This window comes from Maritalea sp. S77, assembly GCF_049801075.1.
Classification (GTDB): Bacteria; Pseudomonadota; Alphaproteobacteria; order Rhizobiales; family Devosiaceae; genus Maritalea.
In genome coordinates, this window is sequence record NZ_JBNAGG010000002.1 from 501,925 (window position 1) to 524,101 (window position 22,177).

Below are 22,177 nucleotides of genomic sequence, written 5' to 3' on the forward strand. Positions count from 1 at the left end.
GCGCCTATTGGCCTTTGGTCTGATCCTGATCTTTCGCCAGCTTGGTGAGGGCGGGGAGGAAATCGCTGACCGCGGGGCCTTTTTTGAGCATATAGGGCAGCGGGCGGATGACGGCGATGGCGGCAATGCCGACGCGCACGGTCATCAGGCCATTGATCACCCCCTCGCCCAGCTTGGCAGAGAGGCGGGCGGCGAGGCCGTGGCCCAGCAATTGTTGCACCACGCTGTCGCCCAAGGCAATGCCGCCCGTGAGCGCCAAATGAGCCATGACCGATTTCGACATTTCAATAAAGCCGAAAAAGGAGGGGCGGGCGCCATAAAGCTGGGCAATGCGGCGGGTGAGGCGCGCGGCTTCATAGAGCACGAACATGATGTCAAAGAACGCGCGGGGGCTGACGGCAGTGACCAGCGAAATGCGCTGGGCCGAATTGGCGATGATGGCCTTGGCCTTTTCGTCGAGCGGGACGAGCAGAGTGCGCTCGGCAAATTCGAGCAATTGATCGCCATCCAGAATATCTTTGGCGTGGCGGTCAAACTCGGCCAATTGCCGGGCCATGGCTGGGTTGCCTTCATAAATGGCGCGGAGCTGCTGCACCGCCTTTTGCGCTTCGGGCAGGTTTTTGCCCGTGTGGGCGGCGCTGGCTTCGTGCTTCAGTTTGGCGAGGGTTTTGAGGCGGCGGAGGCCGAGAAACTCGCGGACGATCAGGCCCAACAGGGCCAGCACCATCAGCGCCACAAGGCCAAGGCCCACATAGCCGAGGGCCGGATAGGCGCTGAACAGATCACGAACCAGCCGCTCGAGCGCCAGACCGATGCCGAGGGTGATCAGGAGGCTGAGGCTGCCCCAGAATAGGCGCGGCCAGAAGGAGCGCTTTGGTGCGGTGGCGAGGTCTGCCTCCGGCTCAATCTCAGTGCTGACATTGATGGCCTGATCGACCTCAAAAGCCAGCGGACCCAGCTCGTCTGTTTCGGGCTTTTTCTTCTCGTCCTTGGGGGAGAGATCGACGGCGAACGGATCGGTCATTGCAATTTATCTCCCAAGAGGAAATCGAGCGCGCGGTCCAGCCGGATGTGCGGCAGGCCGGATTTTTGCCGCGCGGCATTGTCGAGCACGGGTGGGCGGAAGCGGAGGAATTTCAGCTTGCCCTTATAGCTTTGTTCGTCCTCAAAAATTGAATCCGGGTTTTCCGGTAAGTTGCCGGGATATAGAGCGATTTCGCTATTGCCATCATAGGTTTTGTCGCCCAGGCTCTCGCCTTTTTGCGGCGTGCCGATGATGGTTTTGAGCATCTTGCCTTCATGCTCCACCTCGCCTTCATGGGTGGCGCGGATGGCGGCGAGGGCCATGGATTGGGTTTCGGCGCCCTTATAATGGGCGCGTTGGCGCGCGCCTTTGACCAGCAGACCCAGCACCTCACCCAAACGATCGTGGTTGGTGTGGGGCATATGGTCGGCCTTGGTGGCGGCGAATAGGATCTTGTCGATATGGGTGGAGAAAAAGCGGGTCCACAGCGGATTGTTGCCAGTTTTAAAACAGGTCAGAATTTCGCTAAGGGCTTTTACCAAATCCGTCACTGCATCGCTGCCGGCATTGAGCGCGGTGAGCGCGTCGACCAGAATGATCTGACGGTCCAGCCGGGCGAAATGATCACGGAAGAACGGGCGCACCACGATGTTTTTATAGGCCTCATAGCGGCGCTCCATTTGTGCGTAAAGGCTGTCGCCTTTCGGCGTCGCATCCGGCGCGGGCAACGGCGCAAAGGTGAGGGCGGGGGAGCCTTCCATATCGCCGGGCATCAGGAAGCGACCGGGCGGCAGGGCGCTTAAGGCATGTTCATCGGCGCGACAGGCCTGCAAATAGGTTTTAAAGGCGTTGGAGAGGCGGGTGGCCAGCTCTTCATCCAGCGGGGCGGCGGCATCTGCCTTCAGCGTGAGGTTGAGCCAGTCTTCCGCGATATTGGCGCGGGCGGGGGCGTGGGCCTTTTGCAATGCATCGTCGGACCACTCGCGATAGCTTTTGTCGAGCAGCGGCAAATCTAAGAGCCATTCGCCGGGATAATCGACAATATCCAGATGCACTTCGCGCGGCCCGGCCCAAGCGGTTGCCCAATGGCCTGGCTGGAATTTGAGGGTGAGCCGCACTTGTGAAATTTGCCGGGTGGATTGCGGCCAATGGCGGTCCTCGCCCTTGAGGGCTTTCAGATGCTCCTCATAAGCAAAGCGCGGCATTGCGGCGTTTGGGTGTGGGCTGAGCTGCGCGCCGATCAGCCGTCCTTCGGCCAGCGGCGTGAACAGGGAAAGATTGTCGCCCTCGATCAGATTTTGGATCATGGAGGTGATGAACACGGTTTTGCCCGCGCGGGATAGGCCCGTGACCCCCAGCCGAATTGTGGGCACAAACAGGCCGGTGACGCTGTCGCGCATATTATCCAAGGCGATGCGGGTCTCATCGGTCCAATTGGCCATCAGGCAGGATTCCTCAACTCAAATGCTATCCCTTAAGGTAGGGGTTTTATTTTATGGGGCAAGGGGTTGGGACTTATGGTCAACAATCAATTGGATATAAACATGACTAGAAAATACTAAATTCGATGTAATCACAATTCATGTGCAAAGTGATTGATTTCCAAGAGAACAGATATTCATCCTCATCTAATTTAGAACAATTGAGAAATCCATCTGAAGCATTCGGATCTTTATTTGTAATGATTTTTTGTGAATGATAATTCCAAAATGGGCCGAAATCGCCCGAACTGTCAATTTCAAACCTACTAATGTTTGTAATGCCGCAAGGTCCCTGCGGTCCGTCCTGCTTAACCACCCAAGTGTTGCCACCATTTAGAGATGTAAAAGTCTGCTCATACGTGTGTGTGGATACACTACAAGTTCGGGTTGCTATGTCGAGTGAAGCTTCAATCGTTTCTAAATATTTGTCTTTGCTTGGATTTTCACAGAACGCAGAAAATGTTTCGATTGGAAGCCTTATGTCCTGCAGTTCTTCAATCGATTTCGTCGATAGAGCTTCAGTATATTCGGTTGGATCGATATCAGGTAGGTTAGGTACCCGTTCCTCTCTCAACGCTGAATTTAACTCGTTCATGTATTCACATGCTTCTAACGGCTGTTTAGGGTTGGCTTCCAAGGCCTTAAGTTGACTAGCCACTGCAGCTTCATAATCCGTCTGACTAAGCTTCGGACGAACTGATGTTTGTACAAATTCGCAGTCGATTAGATTAGCTCTTTTCGTGCAAAAGTAAGTTAAAGATTGTTTTTGCTCCTCTGCGTATACTTTTCCGGCAGTCGGTGCATTTTGTGCAGAGACGGATAAGCAAGTGGATAGAAAAACTACTAGTGAGTTGGACACCAATTTTGTTGTTTTTGCGTTTAGGATTATCATCTTTAACCGCCGTAGCCGGAAAACTAACTTTTGAATAGGATTTAGAAAATCCACCTATGTTACACTAGTCATTTGTGTGCGATTAAGCTAGCATCACCCATGGTTGGCAGAACACCAAGGCGTCGCTGCTCCGGGTTCGGAGTGCTAAATCTGCCATAATTCACGCACTGCATTTGGGTTTTATATTCAATGCCGCGTCGTTAAGTCAGCGACCAACGACATTCGATGCGGCAGCTAGGAATGTAAAATGTCAAAGCAAGCCATTCCGCTTTATGCAGCGGATATTTCTCAATTTTCTCGCAGTTTAGCCAAGCAATTGAGCCAGGACGAGGCGGTGCCGAGCCATCTCAGCTTGATGAATATGCTGGCGCGGGCGGCGGGGTTTCGCAATTTCCAACATATGAAGGCGGCGCATAAGTCTGGCCAGAAAATGGCCGATGGGGCGGAGGCCGCGCAGATTGATCATGCGTTGGTGTCGCGCTGTTTGCAGCATATTGATGCGGATGGGGTGATGCACCGCTGGCCCTCGCGCCGACGGGTGCAGGAGACTTGCATTTGGTTGTTTTGGGCGGTGCTGCCCAAAGGGGAGCATTTGCATGAGCGTGGGGTGAATGCGCTTCTGGATCAGGTGCACAGTTTCGGCGATGCGGCGCTGTTGCGGCGGATGATGGTTGGATTGGGTTTGCTGACCCGCAATCGCGATGGATCTGATTATTTGCGGGTGGAGCAGAAGCCACCTTCAGAAGCATTGGAGTTGATCCGGCGGGTTAAGGCGCGGCGAGGGGCTTAGAGGTCCGTCACTGGTGGTGAATTGGCCCCGGATCAAGTCCGGGGCGGCCGCGGGGGTAGGCGTTTGTTGTTCTACCACACCTCCCCAGGGCGGGGGACGCCTTATGTCTGCGTTTCAGGCGCGCCTACTATCACACACAACGTCATTGTCGGGCTTGACCCGACAATCCAAGATGTGGGTCCATTCTTTGCGGTTGTAGTATTTTGCTCTGAGACGCCCGTTTGGCCAAATCTTCATGGACCCTCGGGTCAAGCCCGAGGGAGATGTTGGGGGGAAGTCTGCCGATTTTCTTGGTGGTCATTCCCGCGAAGGCGGGAATACAGGTGCGAATTTCTATTTGCTTTGTGCGTCTTGGGTTGTTCACGTCTGGATCCCCGGGTCAAGCCCGAGGATGACGCGGGGTTTGGGGGTGGTGAAGCGGAAAGATGTTTGTTTCGTGCCGCGCTTTGTCGTGAAATGGATTGCAAGATCAAGTCTTGCAATGACGGTGGGAAAAGATGCTTCTTCCGAAAACGGGCTGTTTTGCGGTGTGCTGGAATTGGCCCCGGATCAGGTCCGGGGTGGCCGAATGGAGGCTGCTGGTGGGGTCTACTCAAATCCCTGCGCTTTGTAATCCTCCAGCAATTGCTCATACCAGCTTTTGCTGAATTTGATTACGTCGAGGCCGTAGCGCATGGTGGCGAGTTGGAAGAAGGCCATTTTTTGGAATTGGGCCGGGACTTTTGAGAGGTCTTGGGCGTGGAGCATGGTTTCGAGTGCGGCGATCCAATTGTCGGCTTCGTCGATGTGGAGCTGGATGTGCGGGGCGACGTCACCTTCTATGTGACCAAAATAGAAGAGGCGCAGCATGCTTTCGTCTTTGGTTTTGAAAACGGCGACGGGTTCGCTGATCCAATCCTGAAAGGCTTTTGCGCCTTTGGCTGTGCGCGAATAGACTTTGCGCACGCGTTTGCCTTTGGCCTCCTGCCGCACTGTGACCAGATTTGCCCGCTCCAGCTTTTGCAGGGCCGGGTGGATGGAACCGAACGATGTGTTGTAAAACATAGCGGTGGACTGCTCCATCGTTTTTTTCAGATCGTATAATGTGGCGTCTTGGAAGGCCAGCAGGCCAAGAATGATCTTATCTTGCATCAGCTTTTATGTTGCATGAGTTCGGTGCCCTCAACTTGGGTCATTTCACCCTGATTGCGCAAGGTGGAATTGAAGAACTCAACAAGGGATTGATTGAGGCTGCTGCGCATCATTTGATAGTCAACTGGCCCCAACATGTCGAAGAATTTCAGGAATGAGATTTCATTCAAATCGCTGAAATTCATGTGGGCTGCGCCATCAAACACCAATTCGCACCCGTTGGTGGATTTGGCGATTTGTTGGTTCACCCAAGACATATCTGACTTTACGCCCGCTTGATCGTTGGCATTGCCATAGGCGAAGCAGAATGCACCAGCGGGGTTTTCCGCGATGGACCATGTAAAAGCAGGGCCGTCCATGCTGAATGACGCGCTGACGCGATCATCTTGCATGTTCATGTGGGTAGCCACGGCACCACCGAAGGAATGGCCGAAATAGCCGATTTTATCGAGGTCTAATGTGCCTGAGATGGTGGTGGAGATGGCACCAGATTGCAGCGCAGGGAGTTGGTCCAACACCAGCTTGTTATTGTCGATCCAGTCTTGGAACTGGCCGCTAATTTCGCCAAAGGCTTCGGTTTCGAGCGCGTGCATGGTGGTTGTCCACTCGTCCATCGAATTGGTTCGGCGCAAAGCGTCATAGCCTTCGGCTTGGCGGGTGAGCAGCGTTTTTGCGACTTCCGGCGGATAGTTGGCCACATCTTCTGACTTGAGGGTTGGCTCATCGCCCCTAAAGGCAACAAGGCTGTGGCCCGGGTGGCTGATGGCCATGACCATATAGCCCTGGCTGGCCAATTCGATCACCTGATGACTGTTTTGTCCTGCGTACATGCCATGGCCATGGTTGAAGATGATCACAGGATGCGAACCAGCGACGGCTTTGGCACCGATATAGGCGGGGAGCGGTCGATCATCTTGCATCGCAGCCTCTGGCGCACCAAAGCTTTTCGCCATTTGGGCAGCGAGGGTTTTGGGCATGACAGGTGGCTGCTGGTCGGTCTTTTCTGTTGCGGGGTAGAAGATTTGTACATCCACCCAGCGGTCACCCTGTTCAAGATTGGTGCGTTGATAACCGACGAGGTGCGGGCCTGATGGGGCAGGCAGCGCGGGTTGCAACATATTCAGGATGAGAAGGACGCCGCCTACGATCAAAATGATGGAGATGGCGATAAACCAAAGCTGTTTCATAAGGTTTCTCCAAAAGCAAAACTGGATCTTATATATATCTAGTAGATATATTTGCAATAGGGGTGTTGGTTTTGTTTTTTTGGGGATGGGGCGTGAAGGCGCGGGTGAGCTTTACATGACTGTGGCTGCGTGGCCCCGGATCAACTCCGGGGCGGCGGGAGTGGAATGGCAAACGGGAAAAGAGTTGGCTTCGTGCTGTGTGTTGTCGTGAAATGGATTGCAAGATCAAGTCTTGCAATGACGTGGCGGAACGTGGTGTCGCACGGGTGCGTATAAATCGGGCGCTGCATGGATTACCGGGTCAAGCCCGGTAATGACGTTGAGGAGTGGGATGTTCCAACTTTAACTCGGGGTGCCAATGGCGGGGGTGCCGGGGACGGGAGCGATAGCGACCGGTGGCGGCTAGAAAAGAGCCGGGGGTGCCGGGGACGGGAGCGATAGCGACCGGTGGCGGCAATAATAAAAGAGCCAAGCAAATGCTTTTAAAACAAATGCTTGGCTCTAATGTCTCGAGATTTGATTCAGCTTATTTGGTGCCGATTTTGTTTAGGTCATATTCGGTTGTTTGATAAAGCTGATTGATCCAGTTGCCGAACAACAGATAGGCGTGAGAACGCCAGCGGTTTAGGGGCTCTTGGGTTATGTCGTCGTTTGGGAACGTGTTGACGGGGGGCGGCGTGTCGAGGCCGGCTTCTTTGTCCCGCAAATATTCTTCCACCAGTGATTTATGGTCATATTCCAAATGGTTCAGCATGAAGAGCTGACGATGATCTGGATCGTTGAGGAGGCAGAGGCCGACTTCTTTTGAATTGATCAGCACCTCCAAATTGTCTGGCACGGACGCATGGTCAATATCATTGATGCGGGAGACGGGGATGGCGAAATCGTCTGAGAAGCCCAACAGATATGGCGAAGCGTGGGTTGCCGCTTGGTGGCGGTAGACGCCAAATGCTTTTTTCGGGCGGCGGAAGCGCTGGACATTGTAGAAATGGTGCAAGGCAGCTTGCGCACCCCAGCAGACAAACATGGTGGTGTGCACATTGGTGCGCGTCCAGTTCATGATGTCGACCATCTCGTCCCAATAGCCAACATCTTTGAAATCGAGATGGGCGATGGGGGCGCCAGTGACGATGAAGCCGTCGAATTTACGATCTTTGACTTCATCCCACGTTTGGTAGAACGCTTCGAGGTGATCTTGCGCCACATTTTTGGATTGGTGGTTTGAAATGCGCACCAAGGTCAAATCAACTTGCAACGGTGTTGCGCCAATCAGGCGGGCGAACTGGGTTTCCGTGCGCTCTTTATTGGGCATCAGATTGAGCAAGCCAATTTGTAGCGGGCGTATATCCTGGGTGGCGGCGCGGGTTTCGTCCATCACCATGATGCCCTCATCTTCCAAAATTTGACGCGCGGGCAAATGATTAGGAATCTTGATGGGCATTGGAGTACTCCGATTAGAGATTATGAGGTTTTTTGGTTTAGGCGGTTATGAAAGATTGATCAAGCTTTGTTGCGATTTGTGATGGCAGCCGCCATCATCGCATCAAAATCTTTCAAATCTCGCATGGTGGCCAGGTCAGCGGCTTCAATGATGTAGCCGTGCTGGTCAGCAATTTGCTGATAAAGGGGCAAGCGATGGCGAAGGGCCGTGGAAAACACCCAGATCATAAAGGCGTCTGGGTCGACATCCTGATCATGGGCAATCTTATTCTCTTGCTTGAATTGCTGCCACTTCTGGTCGAGCAATTTCGGCGCGTAATACATCGGCTTTGGCGCTTTTTTGAAACGCGCAATTAGTTTTTCTTCGTCCTCTTCTGTGCCGCGAATATAGAGCAGCGCGGATGAACCTGTTACGGCTTCTAAGACGGGGTCTTGCGGGTCATCAAGGTCGATCACTTCGCAGAATGAGCCTGAGCTATCCGCAATGAAATGATCATAGCCATAGAGGCGCTTGGCGCGGTCTATGAAGTATGGGGTATCCAACATGGCAGAGATTTCTGCCTGGCGATGCTGGGCTTGGCGGCGCTTATATTCGTCGAACGGGATGCCACCCAATTCTGGGTTGCCGGGCTTGCCAAGATAGGTCGAGAGGGGTGAGAGATTATTGAAGGTAATGTTCGAGCCAATATAAATGCTGTCTGTGCGCAGCAGGTTGGCCAAAAACGGATCCTTCATGGCGCATTGCTTAAAATTATCAACAATGTGCTCGCCCATATAGCGGGTGCCAATGCGGTAATCGACTGAATAGTGGAACCAATTCTGATCGCGTAATTTGTTGGCGAAATGGGTTTTGCCCACGCCCGACATGCCAAATGCAGTGATGCATTTGCGCGGCGCATTCAAAAACTCATCTGGCGAATTGAAAATCATCTTGGTGGTTCCATTGTTGCTCATCCGGTCTTAGCGGGTTTCGCAATGGCGCTCAAGTCACTGATGGTGCTGGCGGTTCGGCAAATTTGCCGCGGCTGGGCAAAAATTGCCCCTTATCTGGTAAAAGATTCCGCTTTAATGGCCGGATTTATGGTTATCGAACTATTAAAATCAATTAAATCAATGAGTTAAAAGTTGGCATCCCTTTTGCATTACTAAAGGTGGATTTCGATGTCCGCATCGACAGTAAGGAGAAACAAATGGGTATCTATGGGGCGCTATCCACTGCAGTAACCGGGCTTCAAGCTCAGTCATTTGCGTTGGAGCATATCTCAGGCAATATCGCCAACTCGCAAACGACGGCCTACAAACGAATTGAGACCGACTTTGTTGATTTGATTCCAGATGCACCGGTTAGCCGTCAGGTTGCTGGGGCGGTGATGGCTCAGTCGCGTGCAACGAACGATTTGCAGGGCGATGTGACCACTGCGGGTCGAAACACCTACATGGCGATCAATGGCGATGGCTTTTTTGTTGTTGAACAAAAGATCGGCACCAATGATGGCAATGCAGTGTTTGGTGGGACGGATTTTTACACCCGTCGTGGCGACTTTGACGTGGATAAAGAGGGTTATCTGGTCAATGGTTCGAATGCCTATCTTAAAGGGCTGCCTATTGATAGTGTGACGGGCAACGTGGCCGGTTCTGTGCCTGAAGTGATCCAGCTCGACAACGCCTTTTTGCCCGCGCAACGGACTGCGGTGTTCAATTATCAGCTGAACTTGCCGCAATTGCCAAAGAATGCTGGCTATGACCCGGTCAACACAAACTCAGAGCTTTTGGATTCTGGCGATTATACGGATGATCCGACCACAGGCGGTGGCGGCTTTGTGACAGCCAACGAAAGCGACAAGTTCCTCGCTGACTCGATTGCAGGCGGGGCGATCACTGTTTATGCGGAAAACGGTGCGCCAGCTAACGTGCAACTGCGCTGGGCCAAGACAGACTCATATGCAAATGGCGGCCAAGATACTTGGAATCTATTCTATCAATCGGATGCAGATGCCACCGGCACTGATCCACAGTGGCAGAATGTCGGCACCGACTATGTGTTCGGCACCAACGGTTCTTTGTCCCCCACCATCTCATCGGTAAACCTGACTGGTCTTACAATTGATGGGATCAATATTGGCGATGTGACCTTACAGCATGGCAATAACGGCGTGACACAATTTGCGGATCCAAACGGCACCACCGAAGTGACCAAGCTTTCGCAAAATGGTTATCCTGCTGGTGAATTTGTGTCAGTTGAAGTGAACCGGGAAGGCCGGATTGTTGCAAACTATTCCAACGGTAAAAAGGTGGAACTGGCGCAAGTGGTGACGGCGAACTTCAACGCGGTCAATGAACTTAAGCGTTATGATGGCGGACTTTATTCTGCGACATCAGAGTCAGGCACACCCATCTTGGATATCGATGGCAACGTGACCGGCGCGGCGCTGGAGCAGTCGAACACCGATATTTCGGAAGAATTCACCAAATTGATTGTGACGCAGCAAGCTTATTCGGCTGGCACACGGATTGTGACCAGCTCGGACGAGATGCTGCAAGAAGCATTGAACATGGTGAGATAATTGAGCTGGGGCGGTTTAACCGCCGCCCCTTTAAATTGATGCGCTAAAGGGTGACCTATGGGCCTTTCTGTAACATTGAGTAATGCTTTATCGGGAATGGATGTAAACCAGCGTAGCCTGGACATCGTTTCGCGAAACGTTGCCAATTCGGGAACGCCCGGCTATCACCGACAAAGCGTTGCCCTGATTGATGGCTTTCGGGGTGGGAGTTCAAGTGTTCGCGTTGCGCAAATTCAACGTGCTTATGTGCAATCGCTTGAAACTCAAACTCAGCGTGAAACCAGCCGCATGGGTGCGCTGGATGTGCAAGCTGAATTTTTGGGACGCTTGGAATTGTTGCTGGGCAAGCCCGGCGATATCAATTCGCTAGACACACAACTTTCGAACTTTAAGGGCGCGTTGCAGGAGCTTTCTGCCAGCCCGGAAGATTTTGTTAGCCGGGCCCAAGTGGTGGACCGTGCGCAGACAATGGCGGAATCGCTAAACTTCTTGTCGCGATCTGTTCAAGGGATGCGGCAGGAGGCTGAAAGCCAGATCACCGTTCATGTGTCCGATCTAAATCAAAACCTTGAATTGCTGTCCAAGATCAACCAAGAGCTGATGGACACAACCAAGGTAGATGACACGCGCCTTGGTATTATGGATGAACGCGATCGCTTGCTGGCACAAGTGAGCGAGCTGATCGATATCAATGTGCAATATAATGATAATGGCACCATCAATGTGATGACCAAAACGGGCGTTGGTCTCGTGGATGCCGAGAAATTCTCGACCTTCAAGTTTGAGAATGCGGGGAGCCTATCACCAACCTCACTTTATGATACCGATCCAGTACTCAGCGGTGTGGGTAGCCTGAAAGTCGTGACGCCAGCCAATTTGGAAATTGACGTTGTTGCCCATGATTTGCTGACGTCTGGACGCATTTCATCGCTGCTTGATTTGCGCGACAATAAACTTGTGACTGCGCAAGATCAGCTAGATGAAATCGCGGCGGGCTTGGCGCAAGCCATGTCCACCATCGATACGGAAGGTACAGCAGTTTCCGCTGGCGGCGAAGATGGCTTTGAAGCTGATCTTGGCGCCATGCTGCCCGGCAACAGCTTCACCGTTAAATATGAAGTGGGCGGCACACCGCAAACGGTTCGTGTTGTGCGGGTGGATGACCCTTCCAAGCTGCCGATGGATAGCACGGATGAAAACGGCTTACGCACGATTGGCCTTGATTTCTCCGGCGGCATCGGCGCAGTTGCGACCGATTTGAATGCGGCGCTTGGCGCGGCGATTACGGTTTCGAACCCATCGGGCGATGTATTGCGCATCATGGATGATGGCGCGGCGAATACGTCTGATGTGCATTCCATGGTTGTACAAACCACAGCCACTGGTACGCAGGATGGCGGCTTGGGCATGTCGCTATTTGTCGACAGCTCTTCAGGGGCATTCACCAATTCACTTGATGGTACGCCGCAAAAGCGTGGCTTTGCCCTGCGTATGGGCGTTAATCAGGACGTTGTGGCCAATAATTCGTTGTTGGTGCAACATTCTACCTCGCCCCTGACGCCAATTGGCGATGCCGATCGACCCAACTATTTGGCAGACCGACTGAACACCATGACCTTCCGCGCGGAAAGCGCAGCACAAGGGCAGGGCGCGTTTCGCCTGAATGGCAGTGTTGAGGAAATTGTGCGGCAAACGCTCAATTTCCAAGGCAATGAGATTTCAACGGTCAAGAAAGCGCATGAGCATCAAGGCAAGCTGCTCGAAACGTTGGAAATGCGTGCTGAAGATGCCTATGGCGTGGATATTGACCAGGAGATGGGCAAGCTTTTGGAATTGCAAAATGCCTATTCCGCCAATGCCCGGGTTTTGACCATTGTGCAAGAGCTGCTCGACCGCTTGATGCAGGCGTTTTAGGGAGACATTAGATGATCGTAAATAACTCACTGTTTCCTGCAAAATTCAGCTACCGCGCGATCACCGATATGCGCGACCAGCTGGATAAGCTAAACCAGCAATTGGCGACCGGCCAACGGGCGCAGACACTTTCTGAATTGGGTGCTGACCGCGTGGTTGATATGACGTTGCGGGCACGCACGAGTGCATTGGAAACCTATCAGCAAAATCTCGACAATTTGGATGTGCGTCTCAACTATCTCGACAATGTGATGACCCGCATTGACGAGATTGAAGACGAAACACGCTCATCTGCGCAGCAAGGTTCGTTTGAGATTAATGGCGTGAACATGACCGCCGCGCAGTATCTGGCTGAAAACCGGATGAAAGAAGTGATCGATCTGCTGAATGCGGATTTGAACGGGCGTCATTTGATGGCTGGCAATGCGACAGCTGAAGACCCCGTCGCCAGCTTTGACGCTTTGATGAATGGCGCAGACGGCAAAGATGGCTTCCGTACGATTATGACCCAACGGCGCGAGGCTGATTTGGGCGCGTCGGGCCTCGGGCGTGTGACCAATGGTGTTGTGGGCACAACGGTGACCATTGCTGAAGATGGCACGCATCCATTCGGCTTCAAGTTGGATAGTCTTTCATCTGATGGAACATCAACGACTTTGACGGGACCAACAGGCGCGCCACCAAGCGCGACGATCGAGTTTACAAGCCAACCTGCTGACAATGAGCGGATCATGATTGGCTTGGATTTACCCGATGGCACAACTTTTTCTTTGGAATTGAAGGCAGTTGCCGGGGCACCACAAAGCCCGAATGAGTTCCAAATCGGCGGGACAACTGCAGACACTGCGGCCAACATGCAAGCGGCCTTGAACGAACGTTTGGGGCATTTTGCACAAACGAAATTGCAGGCTGCATCTTCATTCGCGGCAGCGGATAATTTCTTCAACGCAAATGGTGATCCCGCTATGCGTGTGGACGGCCCGCCTTATGACAGCGCGACGGCCATGGTGCCTGCCACCGATGCGGATACCGTGATTTGGTATCAAGGAGAAAGCTCCACCAACCCGCGGCTTAATTCGCAAGCGCGTGTGGATGAAAACACACGTGTGAATTATGGTGTACAGGCCAATGAAAAGGGGTTTGCTTCGCTCATGCAATCGCTGGCGGTATTTGCGGCTGAAGGATATTCACCTTCCGATCCGAAAGCGACCGAACGCTATGAGGCCATGAACGGTGTGGTGAGACAGCGCCTTGCCGAAACAAATAATGGCGAAAAAGGCTCAATTGAAGTGATTCAAATGGAACTTGGCTTGGCCAAGACCACTGCTGGGCGGGTTGCAGAGCGGCATGGGCAGCAAAAAGCAACGCTGGAATCGATGCTGAGTGAGATTGAAACGGTTTCGATGGAAGAAGTTGCGATGCAGATCATGCAGCTTAAAACGCGGATGGAAGCAAGTTATCAAACTGCGTCTATTGTGAACCAGCTCACCATGGTCAACTATATGCGATAGCAGGCTATTCTTGGCCACTGCGGCATTGTGACCGCAATATAAGTTTCGATTTGCAAGTGGTTCAAAACTCGGCTTTGCTTTATTGATTGAGCAAAGTTGAGTTTGGTTATGTTTAAAAATATTTCGATTGCTGCGGCGCTACTGTTTTTCACCCTGAGCGCCCTTATGATTTTTTACCCACCTCTGATTTATTGGCTATTTGCCTTGGAGCCGCATGAGCTTGGCGACTTTTTGGCGAAGCGGGCTGGTGTGCTGTTTTTGGGCTTGGGATTGTTGAGCTTTTTGACGCGTGATGTGCGGGATAAAGCAATTCAGCGCATTATATCCATCAGCTTTGGCAGCATGATGTTGCTTATGGCTGCGATGGGCATTTATGAATTTGCCCGAGGCTATGCTGGGATTGGGATTTGGTTTGCCAATTTAACCGAAATCGGCTTTGGCGCCGCCTATTTGATGATGTGGCGGCGCACAAAAGAATAATCTAGATCTGATTACAGGGCAGGGTGGGCGCCTTGCGGTGCTTCTTCCTGGTTTTGTTGGGTGCGCAAGCCTGCGGCCAACTCTTTGTTGATGTTGATTAATACATCAAGGCGACGTGCCTCAGGATTGGCCAAGGTCGACATGGTGTGGTTCATAACAAAGATGCCCAAATTGGCGACATTTTGCTTAATCAAAGTCGGCAACGGATTATCATCGTTTGTTACGGAGGTCATAAATACCGTCCACAACTTGCGATTATAGGTCAGCGCGCCGTCAAGCTCAGGCTTTTTGTTGTCCCAATCATCACGAATCCGCTGCAATTGTGCAGCTGACTTGGAAAGCAAAGAGGCTTCCAGTTCGCGTGGACTAGCTGTTTTCTTGGCTGTCTGTTGGTACGCCAAAGCCGCCTGTTGTTGCATCGCCGATCAGCTCCCGTTCGTATTCGATCAGTTTTTTAGCCTTCTTCAGAGCTTTATAAAGTGAACCGGTTAATATCTCATTATTAATTTCATCAACAATTGCGGTCATTGATGGGGCGGCTTTTACTAAGTCGTTGACAAGGCTGAAATATTCTTCCTGCACTTTATCAACGTCATCATCGAGATACATTAATTGCACTGCAAAATAGACGCGCTTGGCGGGGGAGGATGCTTCCTCCACGCGCATAATATCTTTTTCGCGCAGAATCGGCGATCTACCTGAGACATATAGCCGTGTGCGTTGATCTGAATTGGTGATCACACAATCACCCACAATCAGCCGCTCTTTCGGCTTTAATTCAACTTTTAGGGCCATGTCGTCCTCTTATGAATTTTGCAGAACTATCCTAAACTCTCCTTATTGGAAGAGTCTCAAAACGTTCTGATCCGCTTGCGACGCCATGGAGAGAGCGGTTGATGACAATTGCTGCCGTGTTTGCAATGCCAAAAGGTTCGCGCCTTCTTCGTTGGTGTCCGCTAAGGTCAGCATATCCGCACCGTTGGCCAAAGTCGAAATCATTTGTTTGGTAAAGTTAGTGCGGTTTTCAACAACTGTGAGGTTGGTGCCGAATGTTGAGGCCTGATCACGCAGCAAGTTGAGCGATTCTGTGATGTCGTTTAGAACAGCATTTACAGACACTTCGTTGTCGAAAGACCCTGCCACATAGCCCGTGCCAGTAAGCGTTGTCATGTCAGCAGTTGTGTCGGTGTCATCCAGTGTGAAATTGCCCGCAGCGGTTGTGATGGTAACCGTTGTGCCGTCGGAAGATGCAGAAACGTCAGGAATTGCGTCCAATGCGTTGATGATATCGGCGGCGGTTGTCGTGGCCTCATACTCAATTGTGTAAGTGTCTGACCCAATGGTGAGTGTCAATTCATCGCCAGCTTCGCGGCCTGCTATAAGGTTGGTTTCGGTCACAGTGCCCGTGGAAGAGGTGCCAACTGTGATGTCATTTAGGCCTAGGAACGTTGATGTGTCTGTAAGGTCAATGGCCTGGATGATCAGTTTTGAGGTGCTGTCTTCGTTAAATACCACTGAAAGATCATTGCCTGTGCCAGCGAGTAAGTTCTTGCCATTGTAGCCTGCGTCGCGCGCCATATCCTCGATCTGCTGCAACAAGCCATTGAACTCGTTAGCAAAAACCCGACGATCTTCGATCTTGTTGGTTTGGTTCGCTTGGTTCGCTTTCGCCTTGGCTGCCTCCACCAAGTTTACAATATTGGTGATGCCATTGTCGGCGGCTTTTAGCGTTTGTACGCCTTGGCCCATCGAATCGAGCAAGCTCGCCAAATCGTTGGCGCGGCTATTCAAGCCTTGGGACGTGAAGAAAGAGTTCGGATTGTCGAGTGCAGAATTGACCTTTAGGCCCGTCGCCAAACGGTTTTGTGTGCGGCCCATCATGTCGGCTGTACGTTGCAGCGACAATAGGTTTTGCCGTACGGATTGCGAGAGGGTAATATCTTTCATCGCGAACCATCCTTCCTGGAGTTGTTAATAGAGTCTTGCCACGATTCTTGGTGACAATGAATTGTTAACCTTACTGAAAGGTTAACGCATATTAACGGAATGGCTCAAATTGGAGCAGGTGGGCGAATTTTCCACAATATCTACGGCAAAATCTGCCTAGTTTGTTTTGACATAAAAAAAGACGTCGAAAGAATCGACGCCTTTTTTTGAAGAAATAGCTCTGAGAGCCGAGTTATGCTGTGTCTTAACCGAAGAGACGCAACACCGCTTGGTCCGCTTGTGAAGCGAAGGAGAGGGAGGTCGAAGCCAATTGCTGCCGTGTTTGCAAGGCCAGCAAATTCGCGCCTTCCTCGTTGGTATCTGCCAAAGTCAGCTTGCCAGCGCCTTCTTCCAAAGTGTTGATCAAACGCTTGGTGAAGTTTTGGCGGTTTTCAACAACGGTGAGGTTGGTGCCGAATGTTGAGGCTTGAGAGCGTAAGGTTGAGAGAGCTGAGCTCAGTGTGTCTAGCGACGCGCTGATTGATGTGTCGGTGTCGAATGTACCTTCCACATAGCCGGTGCCAGTTTGTGTGGCCAAATCAGCTGTTGTGTCGGTATCATCAATAACAATATCACCGGCTGCGGATGTGATTGAAATTGTTGTACCGTCTGTGGAAGCTTCCACACCGTCAATCGCGTTCAGGGCTGTGATTACATCTTCAGAAGTTGTGCCCGCGCCATAGTCGATTGTTGCAACAGTTGAACCGCCAACAGTTACTGTCAATGTGTCGCCTGCTTCATCACCGCCTTCAAGGTCAGTTTCTGCGATGCTCAATGTGCCGGCTGTGCCAACAGTGAGGTCTGCAAGGCCAAGAGCGCCCGAGGTGTCAGTGTAATCAACGGCGTCGATGGTGATGGAAGAAGTACCGTCTTCATTGAAGATAACGGACAAATCGTTGCCAGTGCCAGCGAGCAAGTTTTTGCCTTTATAGCCAGCATCTTTCGCCAAATCTTCGATCTGGGTCAGTAGATCGTTATATTCTTGTGCAAAGCGACGACGATCTTCAATTTTGTTGGATTGCAGCGCCTGGTTAGCCTTACCTTTGGCAGCTTCAACCAATTTTGTAATGGCTTGGATGCCTTCATCCGCTGCTTTAAGGGTTTGGACGCCCTGGCCCATATCATCCAACAATCCGCTTAGATCAGAAGCGCGATTATTCAATGCAGAGGCAGTGAAGAATGAGTTGGGGTTATCAAGTGCAGAGTTCACTTTTAGACCCGTGGCCAAACGATTTTGCGTTTTGGACATCAAGTCGGCCGTGCTTTGCAGTGAAAGGAGGTTCTGCCGCACTGCTGCGGACAAGTGGATCATTGTCAAAGTTCTATTCCTTCATGGTTTCTAGGCCCGATTCTGGGGCACTTACGATCATGAATGAACATGGTTAATCGAAGTTTAACTGGCCGTGCAAAATGCGGAATTTGTTGCAAATTGCGAAAAATCACGCAGGCAATAAAAAAGGCGAGCTGAAGCCCGCCTGTTAAATCTGCTATATTTTTCAATTTATTAGAATAGTCGTAGCACGTTCTGGTCTGCCTGAGAGGCGAAGGAGAGGGATGTTGAGGAAAGCTGTTGCCGTGTTTGCAGTGCCAGCAAATTCGCGCCCTCTTCATTGGTGTCCGCAAGTGTGAGTTTGCCCGCGCCTTCTTGCAATGTATTGATCAATGACTTTGTGAAATTTTGACGGTTTTCAACAACAGTCAAATTTGTGCCGAACGTAGAAGCCTGTGATCGCAGTGTGTTGAGCGCGTTATTGAGATTATCTAAAGTCGCGTTGATTTGCTCGTCAGTTTCAAAGCCGCTTGTGCTGCCTGCAGCGAAATTTGAAGATGTCGTTTTCGACAGATCGTTTGTCGTAACGGAATCGTCAATCGAGACGTTGCTCTCGGTGTAGGTTATTGTCAGCGAGCCCGTCATCATGCCGGGTACAAAGGTCGCCGACAAGCCTGAGATGCTGGCGGAATTGATCTCATTTGCGATGTATTCGGAGAAGCTGGTGGCGCCCGGGCCGGGGTCGCCTGCCGCAATTAAGGTGTTTCCTTCACCATCCTCAATAATGAAGGTGTCGCCCATGTCCATATTGTTGGCTAAATCGGCGTCACTGATGGTAAACGAGCCCGGTGTGTTTGCAGTCACGCCAGCGATTTCTGCCAAGCCTAATGATGACTCGGTGTCTGTATAGTCAACCGCGCTAATGCCAAGTTTGCTGGTCCCATCTTCATTGAACACAACATCTAAATCATTGCCGGTGCCTGCCAGCAAGTTTTTGCCGTTATAGCCAGCATCTTTCGCTAGTTGCTCAATTTGGCTCAATAACTCATTGTATTCCGTTGCATATTTTGTGCGGTCATCTGTGCTGGATGATTGCAGGGCCTGATTGGCTTTGCCTTTGGCGGCTTCCACCAGTTTGGTGATGGACTTTATGCCTTCATCAGCCGCTTTTAGAGTTTGAATGGATTGGCCCATATCATCCAAAAGTCCGCCAAGATCGTTGGATCTATTATTGAGGGCCGAGGCGGTAAAGAATGAGCTTGGGTTGTCCAGTGCAGAATTCACCTTCAAGCCGGTGGCGAGGCGATTTTGTGTTTTGGACATCATATCTGCGGTGGATTGGAGTGACAGAAGATTCTGCCGGACCGCCGAGGAAAGCTGAATACTACTCATAAACTGACTTCTGGTTTATCGGGACGCCCTTCTGGACGCTCAAAACAATAGAAGTATTTCAGTTAACTGAAGGTTAATGACTTAGGTAAGAATCTGAAAATGAATAAAAAAATGGGCGGTGCATGATCCGCACACCGCCCATTGCGATAAAGTACGCAATACTAAATTCTTTATCCCTAGAACAAACGCAACACGTTCTGATCCGCCTGAGAAGCGAATGAAAGTGAAGTAGAGGAGAGCTGTTGACGTGTTTGCAACGCCAGCAAGTTCGCGCCTTCTTCGTTGGTGTCGGCCAATGTCAATTTGCCTGCACCTTCTTCCAAAGTGTTGACCAAACGGGTTGTGAAGTTTTGACGGTTTTCAACCACGGTAAGGTTTGTACCAAATGTGGATGCTTGAGACCGCAAAGTGTTCAAAGCTGTGTTCAGTGCTGTCAAAGAGTCGTTGATTGAGGTGTCGCTGTCGAACGAACCAGCAACGTAACCAGAGCCAGTTTGAGTGGCTAGGTCAGCTGTTGTGTCGGTGTCGTCGATGACAATGTCACCATTTTCCGAAGTCACAGTGATGTCTGTACCGTCTGTTGATGCTGTTACGCCATCAATTGCGTTCAACGCTGTTACAACGTCTTCAGCAGTGGTGCCGTCATCATAAGCGATAGAACCAACAGATGAGCCGCCAACGGTTACGGTCAATGTATCGCCATCTTCATCGCCACCCTCGAGGTCTGATTCAGCGATGGTCAATGTGCCGCTTGTGCCAACTGTGAGGTCGGAGAGGCCCAATGCACCTGAGGTGTCAGTGTAATCAACTGCAGAAACACTCAACGATGAAGTGCCGTCTTCGTTGAAGATAACTGACAAATCGTTGCCAGTACCAGCCAACAGGTTTTTACCTGAGTAGCCAGCATCTTTTGCCAAATCTTCGATTTGAGACAGTAGCTCGTTATATTCGCCAGCAAACTTACGACGGTCAGCTGTTGAAGAAGATTGCAACGCTTGGTTGGCTTTACCTTTAGCCGCTTCAACCAATTTGGTGATTGACTGAATACCTTCGTCTGCTGCTTTCAAAGTTTGAACTGACTGGCCCATATCATCCAATAGGTTGGTCAAATCGCCAGCGCGATTGTTCAATGAAGATGCAGTGAAGAAAGAACCTGGATTATCAAGGGCAGAGTTGACCTTGAGGCCAGTGGCCAGACGGTTCTGTGTTTTTGACATGAGGTCGGCTGTGTTTTGCAACGACAGAAGGTTCTGCCGCACAGCTGACGAGAGCTGGATATTACTCATATTACTTCCTTTTCTAGGTACTCGAGTTCCTTCCTGGAACAGCTAGAAAATGAATGAATATGCCTAATGAACAATTAATGTCGAAATTTGAATATAAAAAAAGGCGGACCGCAGCCCGCCTTCAAAATCATTTTGTCGTTTCGATTTACAGCAAACGCAATACGTTTTGGTCTGCCTGAGAAGCGAATGACAATGAAGTTGATGCCAATGTTTGACGTGTTTGCAACGCCAGCAAGTTCGCACCCTCTTCGTTGGTGTCTGCCAAAGTCAGCTTGCCAGAACCCTCTTGCAATGTGTTGATCATTGACTTGGTGAAATCTTGACGGTTTTCAACAACTGTCAAGTTTGTACCGAAGGTTGAAGCCTGTGACCGCAATGTGCCAAGGGCAGAAGTCAACGAGTCCAAAGTTGTGTTGATTGATGTATCTGAATCAAACGAACCTGCGACATAGCCTGAACCGGTTTGGGTTGCCAAATCGGCTGTTGTGTCGGTGTCATCGATTACGATGTCGCCATTTTCTGACGTCACTGTGATGTCTGTACCGTCTGTTGATGCTGTTACACCATCAATTGCGTTCAACGCTGTTACAACGTCTTCAGCAGTGGTGCCGTCATCATAGGCGATAGAGCCAACAGATGAGCCGCCAACGGTCACGGTCAATGTATCGCCATCTTCATCGCCACCTTCGAGGTCTGATTCAGCGATAGTCAATGTGCCGCTTGTACCAACTGTAAGGTCAGAAAGGCCAAGTGAGCCAGAAGTGTCTGTGTAATCAACCGCAGAGATGTCCAACTTAGATGTACCATCTTCGTTAAATACCACTGACAAATCGTTGCCTGTACCAGCCAACAGGTTCTTACCTGAGTAGCCAGAGTCTTTGGCAAGTGTTTCGATCTGGTTGAGAAGTTCGTTATACTCACCAGCAAACTTACGGCGGTCTGATGTTGAAGAAGACTGCAAAGCTTGGTTTGCTTTCGCCTTAGCCGCTTCTGCGAGCTTGGTGATCGCTTGAATACCTTCGTCAGCAGCTTTCAATGTTTGAACTGCCTGGCCTTGGTCATCCAACAAAGATGAAAGGTCAGAAGCACGTGAGTTCAAAGATTGAGCTGTAAAGAAAGAACCTGGATTGTCCAAAGCAGAGTTAACTTTCAAACCAGTTGAAAGACGGTTCTGCGTTTTGCTGAGAAGATCAGCAGTACCCTGAAGGGCGGTGAGGTTCTGACGGACAGCTGATGATAGTTGAATAGCCATGATACTAAATACTCCATTCTGGCTTACAAACAGGCCTTTCTGGCCCGCGCTTAATTTGAAAAGTTTTAGCCATTTCTTTGGCCGCCACTTCCCGCGATATCCCCCATAAGCCACTGATCAGGTGAACTAAACCTTAATCAGGCAACGTGAGGAATTCTTATAGTAAACCGCCGTTTAATCGGCATGGTTAACAACGGTTTTACAATTACTTAGCCCTTAATTGTCTCGAGCTGACGCAAGAGGTCAGGTGAGGGAACCCAGCGGCGATTGATCATCCTTGGGAAGTCAATATGCCCTGGTTCGCCTTCATCCGCATTTGCGGCTAGAGAGGCTTCAAATAATAAACTTGCTGGCGCCGACGGTCCCACGAGTTTGGGGAGGTCTGGCAGCCCATCGTCGGCTACAGGATTTACGCGCTGCGGGTTTGAAGGTGGCGCTGCTTGTGCGCTGCCAACCTGTGCCTTTGAACTGGCCGCATCCTGCGGTTTGTAATCCTGTTGAGGGCGTGCCGATCCACTAAGGGCGGCGCCGCCTTGGAAACCGGCGGCAGATTCTATTCTGACGGTCACGGCTCTTC

General features: G+C 51.1%; 21 protein-coding genes. 6 read left to right on the plus strand and 15 right to left on the minus strand.

Annotated features, from left to right (window positions below; translation table 11 throughout):
* Positions 1 to 4: 4 nt before the first annotated feature.
* The 3 genes from ACP15Y_RS10145 to ACP15Y_RS10155 form a co-directional block, all read right to left on the minus strand.
* Complete coding sequence (locus ACP15Y_RS10145; protein ID WP_424982947.1) at positions 5 to 1,024, minus strand: YcjF family protein; 1,020 nt, start codon at positions 1,022 to 1,024, stop codon at positions 5 to 7.
* The gene (locus ACP15Y_RS10150; protein ID WP_424982948.1) at positions 1,021 to 2,466 is read right to left on the minus strand and encodes a YcjX family protein; all 1,446 of its coding nucleotides are present in this window, start codon (positions 2,464 to 2,466) and stop codon (positions 1,021 to 1,023) included. Before ACP15Y_RS10150 ends, ACP15Y_RS10145 begins: the two co-directional genes overlap by 4 nt.
* A gap of 106 nt (positions 2,467 to 2,572) precedes the next feature.
* Entirely contained in the window at positions 2,573 to 3,397 is an 825-nt protein-coding gene (locus tag ACP15Y_RS10155) for a hypothetical protein (protein WP_424982949.1), read from the minus strand.
* Between the two features lie 247 nt (positions 3,398 to 3,644).
* Between ACP15Y_RS10155 and ACP15Y_RS10160 the strand changes: the two genes are divergently transcribed.
* Positions 3,645 to 4,187 carry a DUF2087 domain-containing protein gene (locus ACP15Y_RS10160; RefSeq protein WP_424982950.1) on the plus strand — a complete coding sequence of 181 codons (543 nt, stop codon included), beginning with the start codon at positions 3,645 to 3,647 and terminating at the stop codon, positions 4,185 to 4,187.
* A 588-nt stretch (positions 4,188 to 4,775) separates the two neighbouring features.
* Here the strand turns inward: ACP15Y_RS10160 and ACP15Y_RS10165 are convergent.
* From ACP15Y_RS10165 to ACP15Y_RS10180, 4 genes are all read right to left on the minus strand, one after another.
* A complete protein-coding gene (locus ACP15Y_RS10165) occupies positions 4,776 to 5,318 on the minus strand; it encodes a PadR family transcriptional regulator (protein ID WP_424982951.1) in 543 nt (180 codons plus the stop codon).
* Positions 5,318 to 6,505: a hypothetical protein gene (locus ACP15Y_RS10170; RefSeq protein WP_424982952.1), complete on the minus strand. Its 1,188-nt coding sequence runs from the start codon at positions 6,503 to 6,505 to the stop codon at positions 5,318 to 5,320. Before ACP15Y_RS10170 ends, ACP15Y_RS10165 begins: the two co-directional genes overlap by 1 nt.
* Positions 6,506 to 7,031: 526 nt before the next feature.
* Complete coding sequence (locus ACP15Y_RS10175) at positions 7,032 to 7,946, minus strand: homoserine O-succinyltransferase (protein WP_424982953.1); 915 nt, start codon at positions 7,944 to 7,946, stop codon at positions 7,032 to 7,034.
* Positions 7,947 to 8,005: 59 nt separating this feature from the next.
* The gene (locus ACP15Y_RS10180) at positions 8,006 to 8,899 is read right to left on the minus strand and encodes an ATPase (protein WP_424982954.1); all 894 of its coding nucleotides are present in this window, start codon (positions 8,897 to 8,899) and stop codon (positions 8,006 to 8,008) included.
* Positions 8,900 to 8,920: 21 nt separating this feature from the next.
* On the opposite strand from ACP15Y_RS10180, the gene ACP15Y_RS10185 reads away from it, so the two are divergent.
* The 5 genes from ACP15Y_RS10185 (at position 8,921) to ACP15Y_RS10205 (ending at position 14,414) form a co-directional block, all read left to right on the plus strand.
* Positions 8,921 to 9,067, plus strand: coding sequence for a hypothetical protein (locus ACP15Y_RS10185; protein WP_424982955.1), 147 nt, complete (start codon positions 8,921 to 8,923; stop codon positions 9,065 to 9,067).
* Positions 9,068 to 9,135: 68 nt separating this feature from the next.
* Positions 9,136 to 10,509 (plus strand): flagellar hook protein FlgE, encoded by a 1,374-nt coding sequence (locus ACP15Y_RS10190; RefSeq protein ID WP_424982956.1) that lies wholly within the window; start codon positions 9,136 to 9,138, stop codon positions 10,507 to 10,509.
* Positions 10,510 to 10,566: 57 nt separating this feature from the next.
* Positions 10,567 to 12,423: a flagellar hook-associated protein FlgK gene (flgK, locus tag ACP15Y_RS10195; protein ID WP_424982957.1), complete on the plus strand. Its 1,857-nt coding sequence runs from the start codon at positions 10,567 to 10,569 to the stop codon at positions 12,421 to 12,423.
* Between the two features lie 11 nt (positions 12,424 to 12,434).
* Entirely contained in the window at positions 12,435 to 13,934 is a 1,500-nt protein-coding gene (locus tag ACP15Y_RS10200) for a hypothetical protein (RefSeq protein ID WP_424982958.1), read from the plus strand.
* Between the two features lie 108 nt (positions 13,935 to 14,042).
* A complete protein-coding gene (locus tag ACP15Y_RS10205) occupies positions 14,043 to 14,414 on the plus strand; it encodes a hypothetical protein (protein ID WP_424982959.1) in 372 nt (123 codons plus the stop codon).
* Between the two features lie 11 nt (positions 14,415 to 14,425).
* On the opposite strand, the gene flaF is transcribed toward ACP15Y_RS10205, so the two are convergent.
* From flaF to ACP15Y_RS10245, 8 genes are all read right to left on the minus strand, one after another.
* Positions 14,426 to 14,833, minus strand: a complete 408-nt coding sequence (flaF, locus tag ACP15Y_RS10210) for a flagellar biosynthesis regulator FlaF (protein WP_424982960.1) — start codon at positions 14,831 to 14,833, stop codon at positions 14,426 to 14,428.
* A complete protein-coding gene (flbT, locus tag ACP15Y_RS10215; RefSeq protein WP_424982961.1) occupies positions 14,781 to 15,209 on the minus strand; it encodes a flagellar biosynthesis repressor FlbT in 429 nt (142 codons plus the stop codon). The genes flaF and flbT overlap by 53 nt, the downstream gene beginning before the upstream one ends.
* Before the next feature lie 42 nt (positions 15,210 to 15,251).
* Complete coding sequence (locus ACP15Y_RS10220) at positions 15,252 to 16,361, minus strand: flagellin (RefSeq protein ID WP_424982962.1); 1,110 nt, start codon at positions 16,359 to 16,361, stop codon at positions 15,252 to 15,254.
* Between the two features lie 244 nt (positions 16,362 to 16,605).
* On the minus strand, positions 16,606 to 17,718 hold the full coding sequence (locus ACP15Y_RS10225) for a flagellin (protein ID WP_424982963.1): 1,113 nt from the start codon (positions 17,716 to 17,718) through the stop codon (positions 16,606 to 16,608).
* A gap of 186 nt (positions 17,719 to 17,904) precedes the next feature.
* Positions 17,905 to 19,062, minus strand: a complete 1,158-nt coding sequence (locus ACP15Y_RS10230; RefSeq protein WP_424982964.1) for a flagellin — start codon at positions 19,060 to 19,062, stop codon at positions 17,905 to 17,907.
* Positions 19,063 to 19,238: 176 nt separating this feature from the next.
* Entirely contained in the window at positions 19,239 to 20,348 is a 1,110-nt protein-coding gene (locus ACP15Y_RS10235) for a flagellin (protein WP_424982965.1), read from the minus strand.
* Positions 20,349 to 20,493: 145 nt separating this feature from the next.
* On the minus strand, positions 20,494 to 21,600 hold the full coding sequence (locus tag ACP15Y_RS10240) for a flagellin (RefSeq protein ID WP_424982966.1): 1,107 nt from the start codon (positions 21,598 to 21,600) through the stop codon (positions 20,494 to 20,496).
* Positions 21,601 to 21,809: 209 nt separating this feature from the next.
* Positions 21,810 to 22,169 (minus strand): hypothetical protein, encoded by a 360-nt coding sequence (locus ACP15Y_RS10245; protein ID WP_424982967.1) that lies wholly within the window; start codon positions 22,167 to 22,169, stop codon positions 21,810 to 21,812.
* Between the last annotated feature and the right edge of the window lie 8 nt (positions 22,170 to 22,177).

Coding starts and splice junctions, on each gene's coding strand:
- ACP15Y_RS10145 (WP_424982947.1), bottom strand. CDS start 1,024: ATGACCGATCCGTTCGCCGTCGATCTCTCCCCCAAGGACGAGAAGAAA.
- ACP15Y_RS10150 (WP_424982948.1), bottom strand. CDS start 2,466: ATGGCCAATTGGACCGATGAGACCCGCATCGCCTTGGATAATATGCGC.
- ACP15Y_RS10155 (WP_424982949.1), bottom strand. CDS start 3,397: ATGATAATCCTAAACGCAAAAACAACAAAATTGGTGTCCAACTCACTA.
- ACP15Y_RS10160 (WP_424982950.1), top strand. CDS start 3,645: ATGTCAAAGCAAGCCATTCCGCTTTATGCAGCGGATATTTCTCAATTT.
- ACP15Y_RS10165 (WP_424982951.1), bottom strand. CDS start 5,318: ATGCAAGATAAGATCATTCTTGGCCTGCTGGCCTTCCAAGACGCCACA.
- ACP15Y_RS10170 (WP_424982952.1), bottom strand. CDS start 6,505: ATGAAACAGCTTTGGTTTATCGCCATCTCCATCATTTTGATCGTAGGC.
- ACP15Y_RS10175 (WP_424982953.1), bottom strand. CDS start 7,946: ATGCCCATCAAGATTCCTAATCATTTGCCCGCGCGTCAAATTTTGGAA.
- ACP15Y_RS10180 (WP_424982954.1), bottom strand. CDS start 8,899: ATGAGCAACAATGGAACCACCAAGATGATTTTCAATTCGCCAGATGAG.
- ACP15Y_RS10185 (WP_424982955.1), top strand. CDS start 8,921: ATGGCGCTCAAGTCACTGATGGTGCTGGCGGTTCGGCAAATTTGCCGC.
- ACP15Y_RS10190 (WP_424982956.1), top strand. CDS start 9,136: ATGGGTATCTATGGGGCGCTATCCACTGCAGTAACCGGGCTTCAAGCT.
- flgK (WP_424982957.1), top strand. CDS start 10,567: ATGGGCCTTTCTGTAACATTGAGTAATGCTTTATCGGGAATGGATGTA.
- ACP15Y_RS10200 (WP_424982958.1), top strand. CDS start 12,435: ATGATCGTAAATAACTCACTGTTTCCTGCAAAATTCAGCTACCGCGCG.
- ACP15Y_RS10205 (WP_424982959.1), top strand. CDS start 14,043: ATGTTTAAAAATATTTCGATTGCTGCGGCGCTACTGTTTTTCACCCTG.
- flaF (WP_424982960.1), bottom strand. CDS start 14,833: ATGCAACAACAGGCGGCTTTGGCGTACCAACAGACAGCCAAGAAAACA.
- flbT (WP_424982961.1), bottom strand. CDS start 15,209: ATGGCCCTAAAAGTTGAATTAAAGCCGAAAGAGCGGCTGATTGTGGGT.
- ACP15Y_RS10220 (WP_424982962.1), bottom strand. CDS start 16,361: ATGAAAGATATTACCCTCTCGCAATCCGTACGGCAAAACCTATTGTCG.
- ACP15Y_RS10230 (WP_424982964.1), bottom strand. CDS start 19,062: ATGAGTAGTATTCAGCTTTCCTCGGCGGTCCGGCAGAATCTTCTGTCA.
- ACP15Y_RS10235 (WP_424982965.1), bottom strand. CDS start 20,348: ATGAGTAATATCCAGCTCTCGTCAGCTGTGCGGCAGAACCTTCTGTCG.
- ACP15Y_RS10240 (WP_424982966.1), bottom strand. CDS start 21,600: ATGGCTATTCAACTATCATCAGCTGTCCGTCAGAACCTCACCGCCCTT.